The 25,545-nt window shown below is 44.7% G+C and carries 22 protein-coding genes; 5 read left to right on the top strand and 17 right to left on the bottom strand.

Annotated elements, in window-relative coordinates; genetic code table 11:
* Window positions 1-35: 35 nt before the first annotated feature.
* The 6 genes from LX99_RS05325 to LX99_RS05350 all read right to left on the bottom strand — a co-directional run bounded on the left by LX99_RS05325 (window position 36) and on the right by LX99_RS05350 (window position 5,297).
* On the bottom strand, window positions 36-2,138 hold the full coding sequence (locus LX99_RS05325) for a putative porin (protein ID WP_245927848.1): 2,103 nt from the start codon (window positions 2,136-2,138) through the stop codon (window positions 36-38).
* Window positions 2,138-2,953: a purine-nucleoside phosphorylase gene (locus LX99_RS05330; protein WP_022831914.1), complete on the bottom strand. Its 816-nt coding sequence runs from the start codon at window positions 2,951-2,953 to the stop codon at window positions 2,138-2,140. The genes LX99_RS05325 and LX99_RS05330 overlap by 1 nt, the downstream gene beginning before the upstream one ends.
* A complete protein-coding gene (lpxK, locus tag LX99_RS05335; RefSeq protein WP_109606886.1) occupies window positions 2,937-3,980 on the bottom strand; it encodes a tetraacyldisaccharide 4'-kinase in 1,044 nt (347 codons plus the stop codon). The genes LX99_RS05330 and lpxK overlap by 17 nt, the downstream gene beginning before the upstream one ends.
* A 24-nt stretch (window positions 3,981-4,004) precedes the next feature.
* Window positions 4,005-4,328: a DUF5615 family PIN-like protein gene (locus tag LX99_RS05340; protein ID WP_109606887.1), complete on the bottom strand. Its 324-nt coding sequence runs from the start codon at window positions 4,326-4,328 to the stop codon at window positions 4,005-4,007.
* Entirely contained in the window at window positions 4,312-4,551 is a 240-nt protein-coding gene (locus LX99_RS05345; protein ID WP_109606888.1) for a DUF433 domain-containing protein, read from the bottom strand. Before LX99_RS05345 ends, LX99_RS05340 begins: the two co-directional genes overlap by 17 nt.
* A 290-nt stretch (window positions 4,552-4,841) precedes the next feature.
* Window positions 4,842-5,297, bottom strand: coding sequence for a hypothetical protein (locus tag LX99_RS05350; RefSeq protein WP_109606889.1), 456 nt, complete (start codon window positions 5,295-5,297; stop codon window positions 4,842-4,844).
* Between the two features lie 173 nt (window positions 5,298-5,470).
* On the opposite strand from LX99_RS05350, the gene LX99_RS05355 reads away from it, so the two are divergent.
* The 4 genes from LX99_RS05355 (at window position 5,471) to LX99_RS05370 (ending at window position 10,362) form a co-directional block, all read left to right on the top strand.
* A complete protein-coding gene (locus LX99_RS05355) occupies window positions 5,471-6,379 on the top strand; it encodes a serine hydrolase (protein WP_109606890.1) in 909 nt (302 codons plus the stop codon).
* A 288-nt stretch (window positions 6,380-6,667) separates the two neighbouring features.
* Window positions 6,668-9,028: a TonB-dependent receptor gene (locus LX99_RS05360; RefSeq protein WP_109606891.1), complete on the top strand. Its 2,361-nt coding sequence runs from the start codon at window positions 6,668-6,670 to the stop codon at window positions 9,026-9,028.
* Window positions 9,029-9,335: 307 nt separating this feature from the next.
* Window positions 9,336-9,773, top strand: a complete 438-nt coding sequence (locus tag LX99_RS05365; RefSeq protein ID WP_109606892.1) for a peptidylprolyl isomerase — start codon at window positions 9,336-9,338, stop codon at window positions 9,771-9,773.
* 79 nt (window positions 9,774-9,852) lie between these two features.
* On the top strand, window positions 9,853-10,362 hold the full coding sequence (locus LX99_RS05370) for a DUF5606 family protein (RefSeq protein WP_109606893.1): 510 nt from the start codon (window positions 9,853-9,855) through the stop codon (window positions 10,360-10,362).
* Window positions 10,363-10,514: 152 nt separating this feature from the next.
* On the opposite strand, the gene LX99_RS05375 is transcribed toward LX99_RS05370, so the two are convergent.
* From LX99_RS05375 to rlmH, 6 genes are all read right to left on the bottom strand, one after another.
* A complete protein-coding gene (locus LX99_RS05375) occupies window positions 10,515-11,231 on the bottom strand; it encodes a hypothetical protein (protein ID WP_109606973.1) in 717 nt (238 codons plus the stop codon).
* Between the two features lie 85 nt (window positions 11,232-11,316).
* Complete coding sequence (locus LX99_RS05380) at window positions 11,317-11,724, bottom strand: Dabb family protein (RefSeq protein ID WP_109606894.1); 408 nt, start codon at window positions 11,722-11,724, stop codon at window positions 11,317-11,319.
* A gap of 40 nt (window positions 11,725-11,764) precedes the next feature.
* Window positions 11,765-12,238 (bottom strand): DUF4826 family protein, encoded by a 474-nt coding sequence (locus tag LX99_RS05385; RefSeq protein WP_109606895.1) that lies wholly within the window; start codon window positions 12,236-12,238, stop codon window positions 11,765-11,767.
* A 7-nt stretch (window positions 12,239-12,245) separates the two neighbouring features.
* On the bottom strand, window positions 12,246-12,527 hold the full coding sequence (locus LX99_RS05390; protein ID WP_109606896.1) for a hypothetical protein: 282 nt from the start codon (window positions 12,525-12,527) through the stop codon (window positions 12,246-12,248).
* Window positions 12,528-12,586: 59 nt separating this feature from the next.
* Window positions 12,587-13,525 (bottom strand): cation diffusion facilitator family transporter, encoded by a 939-nt coding sequence (locus LX99_RS05395; protein ID WP_109606897.1) that lies wholly within the window; start codon window positions 13,523-13,525, stop codon window positions 12,587-12,589.
* A 194-nt stretch (window positions 13,526-13,719) separates the two neighbouring features.
* Entirely contained in the window at window positions 13,720-14,193 is a 474-nt protein-coding gene (gene rlmH / locus LX99_RS05400) for a 23S rRNA (pseudouridine(1915)-N(3))-methyltransferase RlmH (RefSeq protein ID WP_109606898.1), read from the bottom strand.
* Window positions 14,194-14,257: 64 nt separating this feature from the next.
* Here rlmH and LX99_RS05405 point away from each other — a divergent pair, with 64 nt between their 5' ends.
* On the top strand, window positions 14,258-16,066 hold the full coding sequence (locus LX99_RS05405; protein ID WP_109606899.1) for a MutS-related protein: 1,809 nt from the start codon (window positions 14,258-14,260) through the stop codon (window positions 16,064-16,066).
* Window positions 16,067-16,274: 208 nt separating this feature from the next.
* Here the strand turns inward: LX99_RS05405 and LX99_RS05410 are convergent, their stop codons facing one another.
* From LX99_RS05410 to LX99_RS05430, 5 genes are all read right to left on the bottom strand, one after another.
* Window positions 16,275-18,797: an outer membrane beta-barrel family protein gene (locus tag LX99_RS05410; RefSeq protein WP_109606900.1), complete on the bottom strand. Its 2,523-nt coding sequence runs from the start codon at window positions 18,795-18,797 to the stop codon at window positions 16,275-16,277.
* A 262-nt stretch (window positions 18,798-19,059) separates the two neighbouring features.
* Window positions 19,060-19,872, bottom strand: a complete 813-nt coding sequence (locus LX99_RS05415) for a DUF4249 family protein (RefSeq protein WP_109606901.1) — start codon at window positions 19,870-19,872, stop codon at window positions 19,060-19,062.
* A complete protein-coding gene (locus tag LX99_RS05420) occupies window positions 19,863-22,664 on the bottom strand; it encodes a TonB-dependent receptor (protein ID WP_109606902.1) in 2,802 nt (933 codons plus the stop codon). Before LX99_RS05420 ends, LX99_RS05415 begins: the two co-directional genes overlap by 10 nt.
* A gap of 518 nt (window positions 22,665-23,182) precedes the next feature.
* Window positions 23,183-23,887, bottom strand: coding sequence for a LytR/AlgR family response regulator transcription factor (locus LX99_RS05425; RefSeq protein WP_245927849.1), 705 nt, complete (start codon window positions 23,885-23,887; stop codon window positions 23,183-23,185).
* Entirely contained in the window at window positions 23,884-24,915 is a 1,032-nt protein-coding gene (locus tag LX99_RS05430; protein ID WP_109606904.1) for a sensor histidine kinase, read from the bottom strand. Before LX99_RS05430 ends, LX99_RS05425 begins: the two co-directional genes overlap by 4 nt.
* Between the last annotated feature and the right edge of the window lie 630 nt (window positions 24,916-25,545).

The raw sequence follows: 25,545 nt of genomic DNA on the forward strand, positions 1-25,545 counted from the left end.
ATGTTGGTAACGCTGACTTAGCCGATTTGCCCGGATCAATTATAAAACGTCCACGAAACGCCAAACTTCAACACGGCATCCTGCTGCGGGTAGCGGTTAACGGTGTAATAACCTTTACTCCAGGCTCCCTGGTTAACATAATCGTACGCTACAAAAAGGTTGGTGCGCTGCAGCGTGGCCTTAAAGAACAGGCCGAATATGGGGTATGATGAAAAAGTAACGTTAGCCCCGTTATAAAACTGCCCTAAACCCGGCGCAAATGATGGCGCCACATATTCGGTATTATACCGCCCGTTTACACCAAAGCTGGAGTGCAGCACATTAAACAGCAGGCGGTTTAAATACAGGCTGCTGTAGGCGTAAACTTCGGGGGTACGCAGGGTGTTTTGGTAATCGGTTTTTTGATACACCACATAGTTATCAAAATGCAAACTGCGATAAGTGAAGTTTTTAGCCAGGCTTATTTTAAGCAGGTTGATGGAATTGTTTAGCTGTGCCGGGCGGGCATCGGTGCCACCGGGCTGCGCCGTAAAGTAAAGGTAGTTGTTAATTAAAAAATACTCAGCCTTTAAATCAATCGCCAAAGCATCGTTGATATAATTGAACGAAGCGCTGGTAGTTTTCTGGTTGCTGAAATTGTTGTGAAAAATGTAATGGTTTGAGATCCAGTTGTTGTAAACCAGCGGCGGGGAGCTGTTTTGCGCATAAGCCTCCAAAACAATCTTTCCGGTTTTGTTGCCGCCTGCAAGGGTTAGTTTGGCATCATAAAGATAATTGCCAAAATCACGGCCCTGCGCTATCTGCCTGAAATCGGCATCCAGGGCTATGCGATCGCTAAAGCGGTAACCGAGTTTTGCTTTCAGCGTAATATCCTGAAAGGTGTTATGCTGTACCTTGTCCTGGTGAACATACTTTACCCCGTACTCGTTCATGGTGGTATCGCTTACATACTGGTTGTAAGTATAAAAGTCATGCACGAGGCCCAGGTCAAGCTTCAGTTCATTTTTAACAAATTTTACCGATTTACTGCGGAGATAAAAGCTATACGAGAATTCGTTTTGAATGTGTGTTACAACCGTCGAATCCCGCGACCGGTTGCTGCTGTAAAAATAATCAGGAAATACGTTATAGGTATCTACGCCGCTTTGCTTGTACAGGTACCTGCTGTTTTGTATGTGCAGGGTATGGGCTACGCGCTGCGTAGGTAAAATCTTCGAATCTGTTTTTCCCTTATTCAGACTATCAATTCTGCCGAGGTAATAAAATTGCTTGATATATAAGCCCTTGTCGTTCCAGTTTTCATAACTGTAGGGCAGGCGTACCTGGGCCCTGTCTTTTGAAAAGGAATTACTTACAACGGATGATGTAAAAACGCTGTCGTTAAGGATGCCCCCGGTTTCGGGAGCTTTCAGATTATTGAACAGGAGGTTGGCCAGCAGGTTATAGCGTTTGTTTTTTGATTCGTACCAGGTAAAGATGGAAGCATTCAGGCTGCTTACATTCTGGCCCAGTACATTATTGAAGCTATAAAATCCCTTCGAACCGTTAAAGTTAAGGTTGAAGCCGATGTTCCAGTTAGGTTTGATATTCTGCGTATGCAAAACATTAAACAACTGCACAGCCGCTTTACCAAATGTGTTGTACAAGGTAAGTTTGCTATACGGTACCCTGGTATTGAAATAACTCAGATCCTGCGGCTTAAGCGCATAAATATCCAAGGAGTGCAAGCCGAGGTCAAACCCGATGGTTTTATCCGGCTCGAACAACAAAGGGCGCTGCGCCAGGCCAACATTACCCAGGTGGATACGCGGACTGCGCGGATCGACAAGCGGACTATAAATTTCAAAATTGGTGATGCCCGTATCCAGCGGGAACATCTGCGTACTATCATTCAGCAAACGTTCGTTGGTGATGCGCACAAACTTTGAACTGAACACTACCGAATCTTTCTTGTTTTCTTCCTTACGGCGCAAGCTATCCAGCAACTGATCGTCGGTGAGTTGTTTGCCCTGCCTACGGGTGCTGGTATCGCGGGTGGGAAGATTGCGCGGATTGGTACGGTTACCGTATTGTGCAACGGCGGCTTGTACCGATAAGCACATCAGCAATAAAAAAAAGTATTTGAGCTTTTGGCGCATTAATTACCGGCTATCAGTTCTTTAAGTATCTGGGTCATTTTGGGTTCGGCTTCCTGCGCAATGGCAATGATCTCTTCAAGCGTTATGGGCTTCAATATTTCAGGGAAACCTTCATCCGTTAACACCGAAATGGCAAACACCGGGATGCCCATATGGTTGGCAACTATCACTTCGGGCACAGTGCTCATGCCTACAGCGTCGCCGCCAATAATGCGCAGGTATTTATATTCGGCACGGGTTTCCAGGTTGGGGCCGGTTACCGCTACGTAAACGCCTTTATGGCAGGTAATATTATTTTTTTGAGCGATAGATAAACCTTTTTCGATCATATCATGACGGTAAGGCTCGCTCATATCCGGGAACCGCGGACCCAACTCCTCATAATTGCGCCCCACCAGCGGGTTTTGCGGCTGCAGGTTAATATGATCTTCAATGATCATGAGGTCGCCTTTTTTAAACTCCGGGTTTAATGATCCGCTGGCATTTGAAACGTAAAGCGTTTTGATGCCGAGGTATTTCATCACCCTCACCGGGAAGGTGATCTGCTGCATATTATAACCTTCGTAGTAGTGCAAACGGCCCTGCATGGCTACCACCCTTTTTCCGGCCAGCGTACCGAAAATCAGCTTACCCGAATGAAACTCGAGGGTTGAGATGGGAAAATCAGGGATGTTGGAATACATAAGCTGTTTTTCAACCTCAATTTCCTTTACCAGGCCGCCAAGTCCGGTACCTAAAATTATACCCACTTCGGGTTCAAAATCGCCTATACGGTTTTTGATATACCTGGCGGTGCTTTCAATATTGTCTAACATAGTTTTGTATGAGTATGTCAAATTGTTGCCGGCCGTTATTTAAAAAACTGATCCCTATGGGCAGCACCCAAACGGGCAGTTTCAGTACTTCGGCAAGCAGGTCCTGTTCCCCTAAACGCTGTGCATCCTTTTCTGTTGTGATGATCACTTTTTTTTGCGCCGTACAGGCCTCAAATTCACCGGCAAGTTTACTGATATTTTTCAAGCTAAAGCGGTGATGATCCGGATAATTATGATGTATAATGCTTTGCGTTTGCTTTTTTAAATGTATTAATAAAGGCGTTGGGTTGGCAATGCCTGTTAGCAGGAATATGGTGGTTTCGGCATCAATTGCCTGGTTAACCGGCTCTCCGGCCATGTTTTGCAGCGGAAGGTAAGTTATCGATGTAAAAAACAGCGACTGGTGCGGATACGGCCTGATACGTTTTATAACCCTTCCCTGTTCCAGGAGGGTTAAGGTTGCCGGGCATTTGCTGATGATGATGATGCCGGCCCTTTTTCGCCCGGCAAAAGGTTCGCGCAGGTTACCGGCAGGCAGCAGCAGGCGCGGCTCGTTTACCCGGCTGTAATCAAAAAGCAAAATACTCAATCCCGGTTTTAAAGCGCGGTGCTGGTAAGCATCATCCAAAATAATAACTTCATGGTCATCTTTAAGATGCTCCACACCTGCTACCCTTTTTTCGCACACGGCCACACCAATATCCGGAAATTTGCTTTTAAACTGCGCCGGTTCATCGCCAATATCTGATGCGGTGCTTTGTGCCGATGCCATTAAGAAGCCCTTAGTTGCACGGCCGTAACCGCGGCTAAGGGTGGCTATTTTGTATGATGATTTTAATAACCGGATCAGGTACTCGGTCATGGGGCTTTTGCCTGCGCCACCTACGTCAAGGTTGCCTACCACAATAATGGGCATCTCAAAACCGGTGCTTTTCAATATTCCCCAATCATAAAACCGGTTACGAATGCGTACAACCAGGCCGTATAACAGTGAAAGCGGGAGTAAAAGCAGGCGGAGGTATTTCATATAATCAGCCTGTAAAGATAGCTGTTATAAACTAATGATAGTTGGACCAGCGGAGATGCCTTGTTTTAAATGATTTTTTATTTGCGGTACAAGCTTAACCAATACAGCATGGATATCAATTGGAGCCATCAATACCATCACCGCAATAGTATATTTATCGAAATTTTGTTGGTGCTGCAAATTCTTATCAAACGTTAACAGCGCATCGAAGCCTTCTTGTAAAAGAAGTTTTAACAGTTCGCCGTTCTTTACACCGTTCCAGCCTTTGTCTGAAACGGCATATATCTCATGTTCAGGAAAATCACTTTTCAGCTTTTTAGGCAGGTTTTCATCAAGCAACAGCTTCATAAAGTTTGGCAATATCTTTTGAAGAGATCAGTTTACTGGCAATATCCAATAAGCCGATAGCTTGTTCTTTTTTTACCGATGGAAAATCATCAAGAAATTCATCAAGCGACACCCCTGCTTCCAGGTGATCAAAAAGAGTATCAACCGGAACACGCGTGCCCACAAAAACCGGCTTTCCTCCAAGGATATCCGGATTTATATCTATTACTTTTTGGATGTCCATGATATTTTTTTTTTCGCCATTTATTAATTTATTGCCGTGCCTCTTCCATAGCGGCTATCTGTTCCTCCGAAAAAGAGGGCGCTTTTAATAAAAGCTCTTCTAATTCTTTTAATTCTGCATCCCTTACAAGTTCCTTATCCAACTCTTATTTAAAGCGGATAAGCTCCTCTTTGGGAAGTTGCTTTACAATCTTAACCAAATTATCAAAACCTATATCTACCTGAACTTGCATAGTCAAGTTTACTAAATAATTTATTGAGTTTTCAATACTACAATTATACCTGCAAACCTCACATTATCACCCCAAACTGCTTTAAATGATGTGTAAAATGCTTGCCATGCCAAATGATCCACTCGTAATAATCCAGCGGACCGAAACCGCCGTGAATCACTTTAATATCATTGGTATTAAAATACCTGTCGAATGTGTCCAATTCTTTCATGAGCTGATTGATGGCGGTTTCCAGGTCGGGATAAACCAGTACCTCCGGCACGTTGCCCAAAACTACATTAAGCGGAATTTCGGCATCGGTGTAAATGCCGTTTTGCTTACGTAAGGCGGTATTTTCATCCGGGCCATCCCAGGTTGGTATTTTGGTGCCGTTGGTGTATTGCACCTGGTCGATAAGGTGTTCAACCATTTGCTGCGGCGTCATTTTGCCCCAAAGCGGTTGGGCTGAAGGATCGAGCATTAAAAACATCCGGTACAATACCCTGCGGTTGGTGATATCAACAAAGTGGTTCATGAATAATGGCAGATTACATTTTTGCCAAATGTAGGAAGTTAAATTTGGGTTACTGATTTTTAGATTGGAATCAAATTACAAGAATTTGAATCAGAAATTCGTGTAATTCGATCTAATTATACGACCTTGAAGTTATTCGTGTTTTATTAATAGTATCTCATAATCCCCATCATATGAAATTTAAACTGATTGCACCGTTGCTGTTGTTAACAATACAGGCCTTTGCCCAAACAGATCATAAACTCGCGGTTAAATTACAGGATGCCGTGAAAGGTTTTCGCGGCCATGTTGGCATTTACGTACAGAACCTGAAAACAGGTAAAACAGCCGAAATTAACGCAGATACACTGTTCCCTACAGCCAGCATGATTAAAGTGAGCATCCAATGCGGCGTGATGGATAAAATTGAAAAAGGCGAACTTAAATATAACCAGAAACTGGTGTACCGCGATTCGCTGTTATACGCGGGCGAAGACCTATTAGGCTCGTTTAAAGATAAAGACACCATACAACTAAGTAAAGTAGCTATGCTGATGATTACTATGAGCGATAATACGGCAAGCCTCTGGCTGCAAAAGCTGGTTGGGGGCCCATACATCAACAACTGGCTCGAGCAAAACGGGTTTCAAGTAATGCGGGTGAACTCGCGGGTACCGGGCCGCGAGGCGATCAGGAAAATATATGGCTGGGGCGTAACCACCCCGCGCGAGATGTGCCGCTTGTTTACCCTGATCCGCGAGGGTAAGGCCGTAAGCGCCGCCGCCAGCGAGCGGATGTACCGCAATATGGGCAGGATTTACTGGGACGAGGACGCATTATCGCAAATACCACCATTTGTGCATACCATTTCCAAGCAGGGCGCGGTAGACGAATCGCGGTCGGAAACGGTTTTGGTGAACGCCCCGCATGGCGATTATGTTTTTTCAATCATCACCAATCACAACACAGATACCAGCTGGACACCCAACAACGAGGCTGGGCTGCTTATTAAAAAAGTTTCGGCTTTGCTGTGGCATTATTTTGAGCCGGAAGATAAATGGCACCCAGCTGAAGGAGTTGATAAATTAATGTTGAATGAATAGGTAACCGAGGCTGTGGCAATAAGAGATTTCCACACGAATTATTGGAAAAATTTCCAAAATTAATCGAATTACACGAATATCATTTTACAAGTAATTCGTGTAATTCGATAATTCGTAAAAATTCGTGTAGAAATTTCTAAATATTTTTTTTTATAGTTCAAACCATCAATCAAACGATAAAATTTTAAGTAATATTTACGCAATACAGGTGTTAATTGTAAGTCATTTTGCTATTATTGGGCAATCGATTACGATGTGTAAAAAACACACATTAAACCACACCTATTTATGCGCAAATTATTTACTTTTTTACTTTTATTCGTCGCCGCGCTCAGGGCTCAAAGCCAGGCCACAGGCGATTTACCCGGCACCGTTACCGATACCAAAGGCCGCCCCGTTGCCGGGGCAACGGTTTACCTGCTTAATACCAATTACAGCACCAGCGCCGATAAAAACGGGAATTTTAACTTAAGGCATATCAGCCCGGGCAAATACACCCTGCATATCAGCGCGGTAGGCTATGCGGCAAAAAACATCCCGGTAAATATGATCGGCACGGCCCGCCCGGTAACCTTTCAGCTTAATGACGCGGGTAACCAGCTTGACGAAGTTACCGTATCCGCCCAGAAAGTTGAGGAGCAGGCCCAGCGTGTACCTTTCAGCATCTCGACACTATCGGCCAAACAAATCCAGGATTACCGCCTGTGGGATTTGAAGGACCTGACCGCCATAGTTCCCAACCTAAACTCGGGCGCCCCCGGCGATGGGCGTACCGTTACCGGTATCCGTGGTATTGTTACTACCTCGTATGATCCGGCGGTGGCTACCTACATAGATGGCGTTAACCAGTATGGCCTCGATACTTACATTCCGGCACTTTTAGATGTCGACAGGATTGAAGTGTTACGCGGTCCGCAGGGAACACTTTATGGCCGCAATGCTACCGGCGGCGTTATCAATGTAATTACCAAACAACCCTCAAACACGGTGAGCGGCTTCGCGGGTATTGATATCGGCAATTTTAACCAGCAGCGTTATACATTAGGTATTAAAGCGCCATTGGTAAAAGATAAATTATACCTTGGTGTGGCGGGGATTTACTCGGGCTTTAACGGTTTTTATACCAACACTTTTAACAATACGCACTTTGATAAGCAACACTTTTTTTTAGGTAACTATTACCTGAAATTCCTGGCTACTTCAAAACTGGCATTCACCCTCAATGTAAAAAATTACAACAACCGCAATAACGGCGCATTTACACTGGCTGGCTCTCCGCAGGATGCACTGGAGCACCCCTTCGAGGTTAACCAGAATGCCACTACCAGGATGGTTGATAACACCTTCCAGTCATCATTAACGGCCAATTACAGCGGCAGCCATTTTAACTTCACCTCGCAAACCTCCTACCAGGAAAACAACAGATACTACACTACACCTATCGATGGTGATTTTTCACCTTATGATGCTGTTTCAATTATCAATAACTACGGCGGTAAATGGAACAAAGTAAAAACCACAAGCCAGGAATTTCGCTTTTCATCGCCTGCTTCATCGGCCTCAAAACTTAAATGGGTAGCAGGAACCTATGGTTTTTATCATTACGCTCCAAATAAACAAGGTATACACATCGGTGTAGATACTACTGGTCTGGGCGCACCCATGACTAACTTCGCCAGCATCAACACCAACACCGATAGGAATTACGGTGTAGCCGTTTACGGACAGGCCACTTATGCTTTCACCGATCAGTTTGACATCACCGCCGGTTTACGCTACGATTACGAGCATAAAAAAGAAAGCATCAGGGGCGAGTTTCAGCCTGATGGCGCCGATGCGATTGTGACCCGTTCGGATACCTCATCTACCGCGCATTACAAAGCCTTTACACCTAAAATAAGCCTCGCCTATCATGTATCGGCGCATAATAACCTTTATGCCTCTTACAGCCGGGGGTTCCGCGCGGGAGGGATCACCGAGTTGGGCTCTGACCCTTCGTCTCCCCCCTTGTATTCGTTTAAACCTGAGTACAGCAACAATTACGAGATCGGCTCAAAAAACGATTTCCTGGATAACCGACTGCGTGTAAATGTAACCGCCTTTTATACCCGCGTTACCGATGCCCAGGTGCCAACACTGGTATTGCCCGATGCCATCACCATCACCAAAAACGCGGGTAAACTGAGCAGCAAAGGTATTGAAGCCGAAATTAACGCCACTCCGGTTAAAGGCCTTGAAGTTGATTATAATTTTGGCTACACCCATGCGCGTTACACAACATTGGTTGTAGGCAGCAACGGCCAGGAGCTAAACCTGAAAGGCAACAAGCAAATTTATACCCCCAACATTACCAGCATGCTTGCCCTGCAATATGGCTATAACCTTGGCGGTGCGCTAAAAACCAGGCTCATCGCCCGCGGCGAATGGCGTTATCTTGGCGATCAGTATTTTGACCTTGCCAATCAAATCGAACAAAAGCATTACAGCAAGTTCAACGCGCGTATAGGCGTTAGCACCAAAAGGTTTGGGCTGTTTTTCTGGGAGAGTAACATCGCCAACAAAAAATATATCGATTACGCCTACGATTTCGGGGCAACGCACTTAGGTAACCCGCGTACTTACGGGGTATCGCTGAATACTGCTTTTTAATTTCGCAAAAGCATTTCAACACAACAGTAAAAAGGAAATTTCCACACAAATTTTTACGAATTATCGAATTACACGAATTTCAAATCCAGGCCAATCAACATTCGTGTAATTCGATAAATTATAGCCTCCCTGTGCATAAATTCGTGTGGAAATTTTTTAGTGCAATTTATTCGAACAACTTAAATTACTGCACAAAAGGACATCGTGGCGGGTAACATTTTCAGGCGATTTTTTTTACCATCAGTACTTTACCGCTTTCATATGTAATTACTACCTTTGCCGTCTGTTTTCATAAAAAACAAATAAAATGAGCAAAGCAATTATCAAAACCGAAAAAGGCGACATGACCGTTGAGTTTTACGATCAGGATGCCCCAAATACCGTTGCTAACTTTAAAAAATTAGCAAAATCAAACTTTTATGATAATGTGATCTTCCACCGCGTTATCCCTAATTTCATGATCCAGGGTGGCGATCCAACCGGTACAGGTGCCGGCGGTCCGGGTTACAAAATTGATTGCGAGCTTACCGGCAACAACCAATACCATGATCGTGGTGTATTATCAATGGCACACGCGGGCCGTAACACCGGTGGTTCACAATTCTTTATCTGCCACAACCGTACCAACACTGCTCACCTTGATCGTAACCACACCGTATTTGGTAAAGTGATTGAGAACGTTGACGTTGTTGACGCTATCCGCCAGGGCGATAAGATTTTAGGTGTAGAAATTATTGAAGACTAATTGAACGGTTGATTTGGAGAGTGGTTGATTGGTTTTAACCACTTAACCACTCACTCAATCAACCCAATCAAAAAAATATATGAATTTACAGGGAATAGTATCGGTATCGGGCAAGCCGGGTTTATGGAGAGCGTTAACGCAAAACAAAACCGGTTATGTACTGGAAAGTTTAGATGCTCAAAAAACCAAACTGATTGCCAACCTCTCAACAGCTAAATTAGCTGCCTTGGCCGAGATCACCATTTTTGGCCTTGATGACGACATCAGGTTAACAGATGTTTTGGAGCGCATGAAATCAGTATCAGGCATACCTGATGTTAAGGCTGATGGGAAGGCATTACGCGCTTTCTTTTACGAAGTAGCGCCAAATCATGATGAAGAAAAAGTTTACTCATCAGATATCAAAAAAATTATAGCCTGGTTCAATACCCTGAAACCGCTGCCGCTTTTTGACGAGGCGGATCCTACACAGCCACCGGTAGCCGAAGAGCCGGTTGCAGTTGAAGAACCGGCTGCAGAAGCAGTAGCAGCCGAGCCGGAAGCAGCACCAAAAGCAAAAGCTAAAAAAGCCACAAAAAAAGCCGAATAATATTCGGCTTTTTTTGTGGGGTATCCATCTTGTTAAACTATCGTCATTGCGAGGTACGAAGCAATCGCGAACTATACAGATCGGATTTGCTTCCGTGCGATTGCTTCGTACCTCGCAATGACGTTATTGGTATAATATTCCAAATAACACGCCTACTCCGTATCTGTATAAGCATCTCCCCCAATAAAGATCATCGTGTTGGTAGCATGCGCAGGCGAGCCTGTTGCGCCCAGGGCGAACGATTTTTTGATCACCTTGGTTCCGTAATTAAGCTCGATGGTATTACCCGATATTTTATAGGTGCCGCCGTTTGCCGTTTTTTTCCAGGCGGTTGCGCCGGATGTCATCACACCACCGTTTGCCCCTTCGGTAAAGTGAGTGGCATCAATAAAATTGATCTTGTTGATAACAAGTGCATTGGTGCCGTTACCATAATCACCGCCGCTTACTTTTTCGTATGCTTTTTTTAACCTGATGGCCCCGGTATAAGCATAGGCCGGGAACCAGTTGCCGACGCCTAATTTATAATCGTGCGGTTTGCCATCACTGTTAATGAGCGTGAACGTCGCGCCTGTTTTTTTCCAGGTTCCCCAGGCCTTTGGCCGGCGACTTTTGGAGGCAGCCACATCTAAGGTTTCGATGGGTTCATCGCCAACATCAAAATATTCGCCGTTTTTAAACAGCACAACAGGCTCAAACGAGATGGCCGCAGGGTAACCGCTTACCGCCCTGAAATACCAGCCTTCAACAGCAGGGGCGACAGGTACGGATTTGTGATACGCGCCACCGCTTTTAATTTGGGCAGCAGCGCTTAAATGTAATGTGAAGCCTGAAACGGCAAGGCATATTGCCAGGTGTTTAACTTTCATATCATTTAATGTTTGGTTAACTATATTAGTTAACTTAAACATTAATGATTGGTTTTAACGGCGCTTATTAACCTTCTGTTAAATATTAAACATCCTGTGCATCATACACAATCACTTTCTCCCAAAGATGACTACAGTTTTTAATAAACTCGAGGTGGATAGGGTGCGTTTGATAGGTTGCCTGCCCGGCAAGATCACTGAAAAACATCAGCTCGGATACTGCCCATGAGTTATCAACCACATCGCGTTTTTCGGTACTGGCCACAATGCCTACGCGTAGCTTACGTACAGTTTCTATTTTGGCAAGGGTTTTAACACCGGCCACCAGTTTATCGCGGTCTTCTACCGAGCCAGGGTTTTTAAGCCAGAAAAACACGTGGTGAACTATCGGCCATTCTTCTTTTTGGGCATTCAATGATATTGCCGAGGCGGAAACGGTACCGGCGGCCAATGCTGCCGAGGTTGCTATAAATTTTCTTCGGGTTGATTTCATAACAGGAAATAATTGGGTATTAAGATAATAATAAAATACCTTATTTGCCTATTTGCCAGGAAAGATCATCTACATTATCCATGAGTGTATATTCAATAAACGCTATTCTTTTTTCTAACATTTTGGCGAGTTCTATCGTCGGCGCAGCATTAAGCGGATAACAATCAGTTAAAGACTTCCCGTTCTTCACGTTTTCAACCCATTGCTTAGCCAAAGCGATATAGCTCTTAATCGCGCTCCTTGTTGTTAAACAACCGTGTACATCTAAATACATCGGGGGGATATCACCTGTGATCACCCATAAAAAGTTATCATTGGTACTTTGGGTATTTTCTATCTCAAATAAAAAAATACAAAATACCGAACCCAGGTTTGTGTATAAAAAACAATCCTTAACAGCACGACACCATATAAAGCTTTGCAAATAACCAATGGCTTCCCGGTACATAGCATGCAACTCCGGGCAAAATTCGGTGTCGGTACCGATATTTTTATAGTTGATGGGATACACCATATCAGGCTCAGGCCAAATCTAACAGGTAAACCATAAAAATAATGGGCAATACGTTTAAAAATATTACTAATCCTATGTTCTGGTCTTCGGGTTCCCGTTTAGCGTAACGCGCGAGGAAGATGACAAAGATTACATAGTAAATTAGGGGGATCGCGAATATAGCTGCCAACACAGCACCTGCGGCACTGAACAGCTGGCCCCAACCCAATATGATTGGCCACGCTATCATCCCAATAATTTCGAGAAAAGTTATAATAGAAAGTACTTTTAAGGTTTTGGCTTTGCTCATTTAAGGTAATTGCTTACCATAAATATAGGTAAATCAAGCTGTTTAATAAAATACAAGGCTTACAAACACTCCGGCTGTTTACACTCCTCCTCCGTAAATTCAGGCTCAAAAGTACTATGGGTAATATCCAGGTGCTCCAGTCGGTGGCGCAGATCGTGCTTGATATCATCAAACTTAGCCATGGCCTCGGGTTTGATAAGCAGGTGGGCGGTGAGCGCGTTTTCGGTAGTGCTTAAGGCCCAAACGTGGATGTGGTGCGCGTTGATCACGCCATCGCATTTCATCAGCTCGGTCCGGATTTTTTCGATGTCCATTTCAGCAGGCACACCATCCATTTCCAGGCGTAAACTGGCCGTTAGCAGGCTCCATGTGCCCCGAAGGATGACAAAACCGATAATGAGGCTTACTACACTATCAATCCAGTACAGTTTGGTAAAGTAGATGATAACGCCCGATATAACCACGCCCAGCGAAACAATAGCGTCGACAGCCATGTGCAGGTAGGCGCCCTTCACATTCAGGTCGGTATCCTTATCTTTTACAAATAACCAGGCGGTGAAACCGTTAATGGCAATGCCTATAAAAGCCACCCAGGCCATAGTACCGCCTGATACCACCTCCGGATTCATCAAACGCATTACGGCCTCATAAATGATAAAACCTACCGCCACAAACAGTATCACCGCGTTAAAAAACGAAACGATAATGGTTGAGCGCTTGTACCCGTAAGTATATTTGCTGTTGGCATTTACTTTGGATAATTTGAAAGCCAGCAAGGCAAGCGCCAGCGAAGCAACATCGCTCAGGTTATGCCCCGCATCGGTTAGCAGCGATAAGGAGTGGGTAAAGAAACCCGTAGCGGCCTCCACAACCACAAATACAGAGTTGAGCGCGATACCCCATATAAAAGCCGAATTTAAGTGATCTAACTTAGGCGCATGGTCATGATGATGGTGCCCGTGCGAATGTGCGTGTGAATGATCGTGGCCTGCTGACATGCAGCAAAGGTAGGGAAAGATGTGCAGATTATGTTGTGGATGTGCAGATGTGCATATTTCAAATGTGCAGATTATGCTATGGATGTGCAGATGTGCATATTTCAAATCTGCAGATTATGTTGTGGATGCAAATAAAAAAATCTCGCAATCATTCATCTGCACATTTGCACATCTGAAATTTGCACATCTGAAATCTATTCATGATGATACGGCTCGCCTTTCATAATGGTATACGCCCGGTAAAGTTGCTCCACAAAAAACAGCCTCACCATCTGGTGCGAAAACGTCATGCGTGAAAGCGAAATTTTATCGTTAGCCCTCTGATAAACCGAGTTATCAAAACCATACGGGCCGCCAATAATAAAAACAAGATTGGCCGATGTGGTTACTTCCTTTTTGTTAATATAAGCAGCAAATTGCGTTGAGGTATATTCGCTGCCCTTCTCGTCCATCAATATCACAAAATCAAGCGGCGTTATTTTTTTGAGGATCAGCTCAGCCTCTTTAGCTTTTTGCTGTTCGGGGCTAAGGGCTTTGGTATTTTTAAGCTCCGGTATTTCGGCAAGCTCAAGCTTGGTGTAATGTTTAAGGCGTTTTACATATTTTTCTATGCCTTCCTTCAGGTAGGCATCTTCGGTTTTTCCAACGGTAAGGAACGTGATCTTCATATCTCAAACAAATAAACGTTTATTTAAAATATATGTGTTTATTTAGGCTCATTTTTATCTGCAAATGGAACAAACTATAATTACCGATTATACCCGGCGATCCGCCGCAGCGGCTGCCGAAGCCTCCAAATATAAAAAGGCGGCCAATACCTACTCCCTCCTTCGTCTCGGCACCTTTTTAATGGTTGGGGTATGCATAGCCATTGCCATCCATTTCGATGATTTCAGCATTATAGCCGTGGCCGTTGTGCTATTGGTATTCGCCTTTGCCTGGCTGGTGGCCCGCCAAAGCCGCTTTGAAAAGCAAAAGCAATACTTTGATGATTTGCAGCGCATAAACGATAACGAGATTGCCGGCATACAAACCAACGCCAATATTTATAATGATGGCAGCCATTACGCGGACGAAAAACATTTTTACACTTCCGACCTTGATATTTACGGTAAAGCATCCCTTTATCAGCTCATTAACCGTACAGCCACCACGCCTGGCAACGATAAACTGGCAAAATGGCTCAACGCACCTGCAAATAAAAGCACCGTACTGCAACGCCAGGAAGCGGTAAAAGAAATAGCCGCTAAAAACAGCTGGAAACTCGACCTGCAAACACGTTTGGTATTTGCCATTAAGCAGGATACCGATCAGCTTAAAAACCTGTTTAAATACCTGCGCATACCCTTGGATATGCCCGGCGAAAAATGGCTGGGCAACTACACCAAAATAGCGCCTTACCTGTTTACCGCCCTGCTGATCACAACTTATTTTTTCGGACCGGCAAAACTGGCTGCCATCATCGTAGGGCTTTCCCATATGGGGTTGGTTTTTTCAAAGGCGGCGTACATTCGCAAGGCAGATGTGATTGCCGGAAAAATAGGCAGTACGCTGACTAATTACGCCGAGGCTTTTCAATGTATTGAAGCAGAACAATGGCAGGCGGATTATAGTAATTTATTGGCACAACAGCTTAAAACCAATAAAACATCAGCCAAAATAAAAGAACTGGCCGAACTGATCAACAAGCTCAATTATCACCTTAACCTGATTGTTGGCTTTGCGCTCAACCTATTTTTTTTATGGGATATCCGCCAGATTATCGCTATTGAAAACTGGAAGCGACAAAACCAGGAAAGCCTTGAAACAGCCTTCGATGTTATTGCCGAATTTGAGGCATTGCTGAGCCTGGGCGGCCTTGCCATTAATTACCCGGATTGGTGCTTCCCTGCAATTGATGACCGCGAGGGCTACACCTTAACGGCTAAAAGCATAGCCCACCCGCTTATCAACAGCGCCAAACGCGTTGAAAACGATTATGAACTGGAAAACGCATTTAAGGTGGATATCATCACCGGATCCAACATGGCCGGCAAAAGTACTTTTTTACGTACTATCGGCATCAATACGGTGCTGGCCCTGAGCGGGGCGCCCGTTTGCGCCGCCGGCATGCAGGTATCAGTAATTACCATGGTCAGCTACATGCGCATTAAAGATTCGCTGAACGAAAGCACATCCACCTTTAAGGCCGAACTTGACAGGTTACAGATGCTGCTGGCCGCCGTTGAAAATCATAGTAAAATATTTTTCCTGATTGATGAAATGCTGCGCGGCACCAATTCGGTTGATAAATACCTCGGCTCGAAAGCGGTTATTGAACAACTGATCCGTAAACAGGCGGTGGGCATGGTGGCCACCCACGATTTACAAATTGCCCAGCTCGAAACCAAATACCCCAACTATGTGCGTAATTTTTACTTCGACATACAGGTGGTGGATGGCGAAATGCTGTTTGATTATAAGATCAAACACGGAGAATGCAAAACCTTCAATGCATCGCTTTTATTAAAGCAGATTGGTATAGCGGTGGAAGCTGAGTAATTTGTCAGAAATCAGAATTCATAGCATTATAGGATTTTCAGAATTCCCGTACAACCATTAATTCTGTTAATTTTCAAATTCTGTAAATTCTGATTTCTGACAAAATTCTGCGTATCCCACAATAAAAAAATAAAGCCGGAAGATTTCTCTCCCGGCTTTTATTTTTTATGCTATCCTGATTCTTTACTCTAAAAATCCTGAATCTCAATTATCGGCCTCCGCCTGTTGGGGCACCCTGACCACCACCCTGGTCGCCTTGTTTCATGTCATCATTGTTGATGCCTTTTTTAGGCTGTTGCGGGTTGCTGAAGCTTAGCTTACCAAAGCTGTAGCTAAACGTAACACCGAACGAGCGGAATGGGAACGCGAACTTGCTGCTTTGTGTAAAGGTTGGCGTTTTAATATCGGTGTTAAAGTTTTTGTAAGTGTTAAACGGCTCGATGGCGTTAATACCAAGGGCCAGTTTCTTTTGCATAAACTGCTTTTTAACACCCATGCCAAATATACTGAACGATGGGTTTGAACCCTGTATAGTACGACGGGCCGAGTTTTGAACAGCAAAAGCCTCGGCAATAAAGTTGCTTGGCAGGGTAAGCTGCGCGCTCAAAAACGCGTTGTACTGGAAGTATGTTGAAGTTTGTGTTTGCTGATTAGTTAACTGGTTACTTGCGGTTGGCTTATAAGTATAGGCGTTAATGCTGCCGCGGATGGTCAGGATTTTAAACGGTGTTATTGCACCGAAAAAACTTGCACCATAGGAGTTGTTAACACCAATGTTTTGATAGGTAGTGATGGTACCTTCCTGGCCATCGGGCAAATTAGTTAACAAACCTTCAATTAAACCTGTTGTATGTTTGTAATAAGCCGAGAGGTTAATAACCGACGATTTAATAAAAGTATTATAACCCAGCTCAACAGTTTGCGAAACCTCCGGCGCAAGGAACGGGTTACCTACGGTTTGCGCGGTTGGGTTACTTTTATTTACAAACGGATTTAAAAACTGCAGGCTTGGGCGGGTAATACGTTTGCTATAGGCCAGCTTAAGGGTTTGTGTAGGCGTAAGCGCTTTTTGCAAGGTTAAGCTTGGTATAAAAGTGTTATAGTTTTGATCAAAGGGCTGGATGTTTTGCACATCGTTGTGCGGCTCGCCGTGGATATCGGTATTCTCCAACCTTGCGCCGGCAAGTACAGAGTAACCTTTAGGTAAGGTAACCGTTAACACCGAGTAACCGGCCCAAACAGTTTGGTCATAGCTGTATTTATTGGAGTTTACCGGGTCATAAACAAAATCGGCACCGCTTGGGTTAAAGTAATCCGAAACACTCCTGATTCTCCTGATGATATTTTTACCGCCAGCTTCCAGTTTAAACACTTTGTTTATAGGCAAGGTATAATCTGTCTGGAAGGTGTACTCGTTATTGATACCGTCAATGTTATTTTTTAGGTTAGGAAACTCTGTAGGGTCTTGCAGGCCGGTAAATAAGGTGGTGTAGTCTGTTACTACTTTACTGTGGCTCCACTGAGTTGAAAAGCTCAGCTCATGTCCTTCTTTTTTAAACTTGTGCGTGTAATCCACATTCCAGTCAAAACCGCCAAAGGTATTATGGCCAATGTTGTTGTTATGATAGGTATTATTCTTCGTAGGATCGTAAAAATAGGTACGGGTATAATCGGTATTGCTGTTAGGGTCAAAACCACCCTGGTTTAAGCGTATAGTGCTGCGAAGATTGTTAAAGGCATTGAAATCGTACCCTGCAGATACCGAACCGATAACACCATGACGTTTAACACGGCTTGTACCTGTAGAGGTTTGCGAACGGTGCTGTGCAGGATCGTTAAAAAAGAAATCCTGATCGGACGAGGTAAGCGATGTTTGCGGCCAGGTAGCGTTACCGCCAACGTTTGCCGATAAACTTAACCTGTTATGGTTATAGTTGATGTTGCCGTTACCATTGTTCTGGCGTGTACCTACACCGCCGCTGATCGAGCCGCTGAAACCCGAAACATTTTTTTGTTTGGTGATGATGTTCAGGATCCCGGCCGAACCTTCGGCATCATATTTAGCCGATGGCGAAGTAACCACCTCAATGCTTTTAATCTGATCGGCAGGGATGGTTTTCAATACATCCGATAAGCTGGCCGAAGTTGCACCCGATGGTTTACCGTTAATCAACACGCGTACGTTTTGATCGCCGCGGATAGATACGTTACCGTTTAGGTCAACCGCTACCAATGGTACTTTTTGTAATACGTCGGTAGCGTTACCGCCCGCGGCAGTCAAATCCTTTTCGGCGTTGTAAACAATTTTGTCAATTTTGTTTTCGATCAAAGCCGCCTGGCCCACCACCTGCACTTCCTTAAGCGCGTGCGAGCTTGGCGCTAAAAGCACCTGGCCCAGCTTGGCATCGGGTTTTGAAGCGGTAGTTTCAACCGGTTCGATATATTTGGTTGGGTAACCGATAAAGGAGATAGCCAACTTGTATTTGCCGGGCTTCACATTATCCAGTTTAAAGTTACCTTTTTCATCGGTTACCACACCGGTAATAGGCGATTTGCCGCCGCTGCGGTATAAACCAACCGAGGCATAATCCATCGGCTTTTTGGTAAGCGAATCGATAATGGTGCCCGAAATCCTGCCCGTGGTAGTTGGCCCGCCGCCGCCCACGCCGAACTGGGCATGAGCTGATAACGTAAAGCAGAACAATGCAATAAGTATGTAAAAACGTTTCATTTAGTGTTATTTTGGTAATTGGAGGCGAAATTACCTTAAATGTTACACGTAGAAATTTTATTTTGTTACAAAATGTGCAATTGTCATGTATAAGTTACACTTAGGTGAAACGAACCGTGAATTTTACAATGGGCGTTTACAATGGTCTGACAAAAAGGGAGATGTCTGAACCGGAATTTGGGGGAATGAAGGAATTACCAGAATGCTATGCAAATTCGAAAAATTCTAATAATTCCCCCAAATTCCGGTTCAGACAAACTAATTACTGCGTTGTTACCCTCAAACTTAAAGTATCGGCCTGCATAGCCGTAAAAATTCCCAGCCCGTTAACTACGTTGGTTGGTGTATTCACTAAATTTTGCGAGCTGCCGCGGGTATTGGTTGTAAGGATATTGATATACTCATCGTTTACCCTCATTAAAATAACCTGGTAGTGGCCGTAATATTTAAAGGAGTTTTGGGTGATATTGTATATCGATGCTTTTTCGGTATTGATTTGAAAACTGGGTTTGTTATTGCTTCTTACCGCGATAATTTCAAAGGGATCGCTATCCAGGTTTTTAAACAGCAGCAGGTGTTGCAGCGAATCGGGATTGGTCCATGTTACGGTTTGCAAAACTTTGTCGTTATAAGCCGGATCAATGGTGTTGGGTACGTGAAAAACACTGTCCGATAGTTTAAAGCCAATCGGTTTGCCCGGCATCACGGTTGATGCGCTTATGGTTGTATTATCATAGTTAAACTGCATGGTGTAAGTTTTACCCGCAGTAACAAAAGTAGCGTCGCTGTAAGTGTAGGTACCATTAGCCCCTTCGGTAAGCTTAACCGTTTGGCTTCCGTTGCTGATATTGATGTTCAGCCCGGTTAAAGCCGCGCCGTAAGTTGCCGTATCCGTTAAATCTTTTTGCTGATATACTTTTATTGAAACCGGCTGCCCGGCTACCAGGTACGCCTCAACAACCGGTTTATTTACGGCGCTGATATCCGCACTATTCTTTTTACAGGCGGCTGTCATCAGCATAAAACCAGCTGCAAATGCCGCTAAAATATATCGTATAGGTGTTTTTATTTCCATTTTAAGCTTAAAGTTAAGTTAGGGGTAAACCCGAGGTAGTTAACATTGGTGGTAATTACCTGGTTATTTTGCAGCTGGTATTCGCGGTACCAGGAGTTAACATGGTTGTAAACGTTAAACAGCGAAAAACCTATCGAGCCTACTTTACGCCCGTCTATCTTTAACAGATCGTAAGAGGCCGAAAGATCAAGCCTGTGGTAAGCCGGCAGGCGTTCGGCATTTTTATCGCTCAGGTTGATGTAGGTAATGGCGTTGCCGTCTACCGTTTTAACCGTATAGGTTGATAAAGGCGCTGTGTAAGGGTGCCCCGTACTGAACAGGAAGGTTGCCGCGAAATTCCATCGCTGGTAATGGTACATGTTGATGGATTTAAACTCATGGCGCACATCCTGGTCGGCATCGTAATAGTTATCGCCGTAGGCCGAAAATTTGTTCTGCGCTTTTCCTAACGTATAGCTGATCCACCCTGTATAGCGGCCCATTTTTTTCTGCACCAGTAATTCTATCCCCCTGGTACGGCCGGTGCCTTCATAAAATTTTTCTTCGATAGTTTGGTTTTGATTGAAGTTCATGAAACCACCGCCGCCTGCACCTGCCGGGCGGGTTTGCTGTACCGTATATTGGGTAAGCCCGTTAAGCGTTTTGTAATAGCCTTCCAGGCTAAACAGAAAGCCGTCATTTTCATAACTGGCGCCCAGTATAAAGTGCCTGGCCTGGCTCACCGGGATATTGGCATTGTTGGATAACACCCAGAAATTACGGTTGCCGCCCAAAACATCCTGCCGTATCACCTGGTTCTCGAACTGGTAAAACTGTCCCGTGGCGCCCTTTAAAGTAATCTGATCGCTAAGGTTATAACTTGCCGAAAGCCGCGGCTCAAAATAAGGTTTTGTTGTAGGACCAAAGTACGACGCGCGCAAGCCGGGCTGAATATGGAATTTATTATTCGGGTCGATAGCCAGCTCGGTATAAAAACCGGCAAGCATAGCGCTGTTATGCTGATTAATCAGTTTGCTGGTATCATTCTGCGTGTATTCGTAATCTATTTTTTTATAGGATGCAAAGCCGCCGAAAAGCAGTTTGTATTTATTACTGGCTGTCCACTCCCATTCAGATTTGTAGCCCACATCTTTCAGGTTATTGGTTTCGAGCGTACCGTTGCTCAAGGTGTGCGATATGCCGTTGGTATCAATTTGCGAAAAGCCAGATGAACTCCGGTTCCTGTCGTTAAAATAAGATGAATATGTGATGTAATTATTGGAGTACAGTTTTTTGTTCCACTGCCTGAACCATTTGATACTGCTGCCCAGGTTACCGTATTTGGTATAATCGGTGATACTGATACCGCTGCTGCCCGATGACAGGAAGGAAGGCAAACCTAAATCACGGCTGTTATCCGTTTTATCGGTACCGGTGTATAAGCTCCATGATACCTTATCTTTCTGGCTGATGGTGTAGGTGTATTTGGCATCAAAATCATAAAAATACGAACTTGGGGTGATCTGGTTGGCAAAGCCGCCGCCACCAAAACCACCGCCGGGGCGGCCACCACCACCACCCTGCGTGGTTGAAGTTTGGTTAAACTGGTTAAAAATCTTGTTATAAAAAGGCCCCTGGTATGAGCGCCTAACGGCCAGCAATAATGTCGATTTATCCGAAAGCGGCGTTTCAAGGTAGCCGCTGGCGCTTAATAAACTCAGATCTGTACCTATGTTGGTTTCGTTCTTGTTGCCCTCTTTGCCATTAATCTCGGTAACGCTGGAGAGCCTGCCGCCATATTTGGATGTAAAGCCGCCTTTATACATCTGCACATCCTTAACGGCGCTGGCATTAAAGGCGCTGAAAAAGCCGTACAGGTGGTCTACCTGGTAAATGGTGAAACCATCCAGCACCACCAGATTCTGATCGGGCGTACCCCCGCGTACATACGCTCCCGACGATGACTCGTTGGTACCCGCAACGCCCGGCATTAACTGGAAGGCCCGCAATATATCCTTATCGCCCATGGTTGGCAGCTTATCCAGGTTGGCGGGCGAAAGCTGCAATACGCCAACCTGCCGGCTATCGGTATTCATCACGCCGCTTTTTTTGCCGGTAATGGTAACCTCGTTCAGGCTGTTGAGCGATGGGAACAAACCGCAAATTAAGGGCGAGTTGAGCTTGTCGCTGCTCAGCCTGAAATAATCAGTTTGAAAACCGGTATAGGATACCTCTACCACTGATGTATCTGACGGTACACGAAACAGCGTAAAATAACCATCGGAGTTGGTCATGGTGCTCAGATCCGTACCCCTGATCTTTACCGAGGCCGAAGGCAGCGATTCGCCGGTTTGCTGATCAATCACCCGGCCATTCACATTGATCAAAAAATGTTTGGGTTTGGCTTTGGGCGCTTCAATCTCTTTAGCCTTAAGCCCTGTATTGGCCGCCTGCAAAGCCAGCTTATTGAGTTTTTGCAGGCGGGCCAGGTCATCGGTGTTTTGTAGTATATAAATTGTCCCGGTAGATTCTATCCAGTAATGCAGACTGTTCTCGTTGCATACTTTGGCTATAACGTCTTTCAGCGGTTCTTCAAAAAAATGTTCCACCACATCCATCTCATGCAAGGGCGTACGCTCAAATACGATGCGAACCTGGTAATTGAGGGCCAGGGTATCCAGCAGTTCATCCAACGGGCAGGAGAAAAAGTGATTGACCAATATCTTTTTCAACTTTTTTTGTGTTTGCTGCGCCTGCACGGCTCCGGCACAAAACACAAGGGTAGTAATTAACAATAAGGAAAGTTTCTTCATTAGGGCAACTATTTCTTCAGCACCGAAGTTGCAGCCTATTTTAACGCCCCTGAAATAAAATCGACGAGCTTAGGGTTTGTGTAGATAAATTGGGGGATTGTGTAGCGGGTGGTTTTAGTTGCAGTGGCAGTTTTTAGTGGCAGCGGCGGTTTGATAAAAGTAGAATCTCTGCCGCCACTCGGCTGGAGCCCATAGCCGTTAACTTAAGGACAAAAGCCATTAAAAGTTGACGGGAAAGGTATGATTCACTCCCAAATACCTACTGTGCTTAGATTCCCCCTTAGGGGATACCTGTTTGTAGAAGATGCAGGCAGACAGTCTTTTGCCTCGTAGAGGCTACCCTCTTCAGGATATTTCTAAGCATGGTTTATAGGGTAGCCTCTACGAGGCAAAGGGCCTTTTTATCTTTGTCCTACAAACGGGTAGCGCCTAACGACGCATTGGAAATTTGCATACGGCAGCTTAAGTTAATGGCTATGGGCCGGAGCCGAGCGACTGTTTTTTTGTCTTTTGTTGTTTTACACCTTCCCTATCATCCTGTTAATCACATCCCTGTACCCGTCGCTCAACGGTATCTCGGTATTTATCAGCTTGATCCTCGCCCTGCGCATTTGGGATACATGATCCAGGTTAACGAGGTATGATTTATGCACCCTGAAAAACTGGTCGGCAGGCAACTGCAGTTCAATAGCTTTTAGGCTGATGCGCGATAGTACCGGCTTTTGCTGGTTAATGAGGTGTACTTTGATATAATCCTTCAAACCCTCGATATATTCAACCTGGTCGAAATTGATTTTTACCAGGTTATAGTCGGCATGCAAAAAAAAGTAATTTTTGGTAGTTTGCTGAGGCACGTAACTGCGGCGAAGCTCATACAGGTCAAGCGCTTTATGGCAGGCTTTTAAAAACCTGTCTAAGGGTACGGGTTTCACCAGGTAATCAACCACATCAAGTTCAAAGCCTTCTACCGCAAATTTCTCGTAAGCGGTTACAAATATTACCATGGGCTTATGGGTTAGGCTGCGGATAAACTGCAAACCGTTAATCCCCGGCATATAAATATCGCTCATTATAAGGTCGATTTGCTGGTTTTGCATGGCCAGTATGGCTTCCCCGGCGTTGCGGCAACGCGCTACAACCTGTATCGTATTGATATGTTTAAGGTTATCTTCCAACAGATCAAGCGCCAGCGGCTCATCATCAAGTATCAAACATCTCATCATTTCAGTTCCAGTTGCAGCATCACTATATAGGCCTGCTCGTTTTTGTTTATGTATAAATTGTGTTTACCGGGGTACAGCAGTTCAAGCCGACGTTTTACATTAGCCTGGCCAATGCCCGATGCCGGATCTTTATCGGTTTCAACCGGGTTATAAACGTTTTGTACGCTGAAGCGCAGGTTTTTATCGTCGGCAAAAAGGGTTATGGCTATGTTGGCGGCTTCAATATCGCCGGTGCCGTGTTTAAAAGCGTTTTCTACGAACGGTATCAGCAGCATGGGCTCTATCGTTTTTTCGGGAGCCTTAATATCCGAACTGAAGCTGACCTTCACCTGGTCGCCGAAGCGGAGTTGCTGTAGCTCGATATAACTGCGCAGGTAATCTTCTTTCTGGTGCAGGGTAACCTTCTCCTCGTCGGTTACATAAAGCATATAGCGCAACAGCTTGGAAAGCTGGATCAGCGTGGGCTCCACCGCCTTCGGGTTTAACCGGGAAAGTGCCACCGCGCTGTTAATGACGTTAAAAATAAAATGCGGACTGATTTGCGAGCGTAAAAAAGCCAGTTCAGAAATTAACGAGGCATTATCAATATCCTTCTTTTTATTGATGATCTTAAACTGATCGGCCAGGTAATGGTAAGCAAAACTACCTGCCGTTATGGATAACAACGGATAGATTGCCAGAAAATGCCCGGGCGGGCGGTGCGGGGGTATACCCGGGAAATGAGGTTCGGGAAAAAACGGACGGGTGTATATCAAAATCAGGTTAAACACCACAAACGAACACAGCAACAGCAAAAAATACAGCCCAATATTCTTTTTCAATACCCTCGGGATCAACACGAAAGCATTGAGATAAAACTCGGCTGCCAGAACAAGGTTAAACCTTACGATATGCCCCGGAGAGAAAAATGCCTGCGGAAACCCGCGCATATCCGGCCTTGAAATGATGGGAATAAAAATGATCAAGGCCCAGAACAGCAGGTGGATACCTATTTCGATAACAAGCGCCGGCTTTATGCGTACAAACATATCATGCTAAGGTAAACTCATTTTAAACCCGCATTTAATGTAATAGACAAGCAGGCCAAATGTGCCGACGAAAGTAAAATATCCGCAGTAGTAAAACATCATTCGGGTTCGCGTGAAAAGCAGATTTAACATCTATTAACATTTTACAGGCGAGGGGTTTAAAAAAGTGCCAACCTAAATATGCTGCCGTATTTCGCGTTAGATTTGTTTAATAATCAGCTACCAACGTCGATAACTACCCGCGCTCGTTTCAAAACGAGTGCGTAACGTGGGTTTGCGTTTGTAACGCAAACCACGGGCGTTGCAAACGCCAAACCATTTTAAGCACTCGTTGCAAACGAGCGCAAGAAGACTTGTCCAATAAACTACCCGTGCTTTTACTTAGCCCCTTGCCCTATTTGGATACCGACCAGCTTTCTTCTATTTCTTTCTTTAATGTTACAACAACACCATCCAGTCCTTCATACCAATCCAAATGAGGACTAAATTTATTGCAACTCTCATCCACGCATTGAGTATCTTTGAACACCTTTCCACATCCAGGGCAACGGGCTGCAGTTTTGAACGTGTCCCAACAGGTGAAACATCTGTCACAACTCCAATAAGGGCGACCGTCGGGCTCCCATTCGC

The sequence above is a fragment of the Mucilaginibacter oryzae genome (genome assembly GCF_003148845.1).
GTDB lineage: Bacteria > Bacteroidota > Bacteroidia > Sphingobacteriales > Sphingobacteriaceae > Mucilaginibacter > Mucilaginibacter oryzae.

Excerpts from the sequence above, each read along its gene's own strand:
- LX99_RS05325 (WP_245927848.1), bottom strand. The coding sequence starts at position 2,138 with ATGCGCCAAAAGCTCAAATACTTTTTTTTATTGCTGATGTGCTTATCG.
- LX99_RS05330 (WP_022831914.1), bottom strand. The coding sequence starts at position 2,953 with ATGTTAGACAATATTGAAAGCACCGCCAGGTATATCAAAAACCGTATA.
- lpxK (WP_109606886.1), bottom strand. The coding sequence starts at position 3,980 with ATGAAATACCTCCGCCTGCTTTTACTCCCGCTTTCACTGTTATACGGC.
- LX99_RS05340 (WP_109606887.1), bottom strand. The coding sequence starts at position 4,328 with ATGAAGCTGTTGCTTGATGAAAACCTGCCTAAAAAGCTGAAAAGTGAT.
- LX99_RS05345 (WP_109606888.1), bottom strand. The coding sequence starts at position 4,551 with ATGGACATCCAAAAAGTAATAGATATAAATCCGGATATCCTTGGAGGA.
- LX99_RS05350 (WP_109606889.1), bottom strand. The coding sequence starts at position 5,297 with ATGAACCACTTTGTTGATATCACCAACCGCAGGGTATTGTACCGGATG.
- LX99_RS05355 (WP_109606890.1), top strand. The coding sequence starts at position 5,471 with ATGAAATTTAAACTGATTGCACCGTTGCTGTTGTTAACAATACAGGCC.
- LX99_RS05360 (WP_109606891.1), top strand. The coding sequence starts at position 6,668 with ATGCGCAAATTATTTACTTTTTTACTTTTATTCGTCGCCGCGCTCAGG.
- LX99_RS05365 (WP_109606892.1), top strand. The coding sequence starts at position 9,336 with ATGAGCAAAGCAATTATCAAAACCGAAAAAGGCGACATGACCGTTGAG.
- LX99_RS05370 (WP_109606893.1), top strand. The coding sequence starts at position 9,853 with ATGAATTTACAGGGAATAGTATCGGTATCGGGCAAGCCGGGTTTATGG.
- LX99_RS05375 (WP_109606973.1), bottom strand. The coding sequence starts at position 11,231 with ATGAAAGTTAAACACCTGGCAATATGCCTTGCCGTTTCAGGCTTCACA.
- LX99_RS05380 (WP_109606894.1), bottom strand. The coding sequence starts at position 11,724 with ATGAAATCAACCCGAAGAAAATTTATAGCAACCTCGGCAGCATTGGCC.
- LX99_RS05385 (WP_109606895.1), bottom strand. The coding sequence starts at position 12,238 with ATGGTGTATCCCATCAACTATAAAAATATCGGTACCGACACCGAATTT.
- LX99_RS05390 (WP_109606896.1), bottom strand. The coding sequence starts at position 12,527 with ATGAGCAAAGCCAAAACCTTAAAAGTACTTTCTATTATAACTTTTCTC.
- LX99_RS05395 (WP_109606897.1), bottom strand. The coding sequence starts at position 13,525 with ATGTCAGCAGGCCACGATCATTCACACGCACATTCGCACGGGCACCAT.
- rlmH (WP_109606898.1), bottom strand. The coding sequence starts at position 14,193 with ATGAAGATCACGTTCCTTACCGTTGGAAAAACCGAAGATGCCTACCTG.
- LX99_RS05405 (WP_109606899.1), top strand. The coding sequence starts at position 14,258 with ATGGAACAAACTATAATTACCGATTATACCCGGCGATCCGCCGCAGCG.
- LX99_RS05410 (WP_109606900.1), bottom strand. The coding sequence starts at position 18,797 with ATGAAACGTTTTTACATACTTATTGCATTGTTCTGCTTTACGTTATCA.
- LX99_RS05415 (WP_109606901.1), bottom strand. The coding sequence starts at position 19,872 with ATGGAAATAAAAACACCTATACGATATATTTTAGCGGCATTTGCAGCT.
- LX99_RS05420 (WP_109606902.1), bottom strand. The coding sequence starts at position 22,664 with ATGAAGAAACTTTCCTTATTGTTAATTACTACCCTTGTGTTTTGTGCC.
- LX99_RS05425 (WP_245927849.1), bottom strand. The coding sequence starts at position 23,887 with ATGATGAGATGTTTGATACTTGATGATGAGCCGCTGGCGCTTGATCTG.
- LX99_RS05430 (WP_109606904.1), bottom strand. The coding sequence starts at position 24,915 with ATGTTTGTACGCATAAAGCCGGCGCTTGTTATCGAAATAGGTATCCAC.